Below are 340 nucleotides of genomic sequence, written 5' to 3'. Positions count from 1 at the left end.
CAAGGAGATGGCAACCATGACCGAAACCGGGGACGACCCAAGCGCCTACGCGATCACGGTGCGCGACGCCTATAAGCGTTATGGCGATTTCGTCGCGCTGGATCATGTGGATTTTGTGGTGCCCAAGGGGTCGTTGACGGCGTTGTTGGGTCCGAGTGGGTCGGGTAAGTCGACGTTGTTGCGCGCGATTGCGGGGTTGGATCACCCGGATAGCGGGACGGTGACGATTAATGGGCGTGATGTGACGGGGGTGCCGCCGCAGCGCCGGGGTATCGGGTTTGTGTTTCAGCATTATGCGGCGTTTAAGCATCTGACGGTGCGCGACAACGTGGCTTATGGG

Annotated in this window: 1 protein-coding gene; it reads left to right on the top strand. The window is 60.3% G+C overall.

Going from position 1 to position 340, the window contains the following annotated elements:
* Positions 1-16: 16 nt before the first annotated feature.
* Positions 17-340 (top strand): ATP-binding cassette domain-containing protein (locus AC5Y7V_RS31420; protein WP_499883798.1); only part of this gene is annotated, 324 nt, incomplete at its 3' end.

The sequence above is a fragment of the Mycobacterium sp. NGS34 genome, assembly GCF_059812845.1.
Note: the sequence above shows the minus strand (reverse complement) of the source record. Positions and strands in the feature narration are given on the sequence as shown.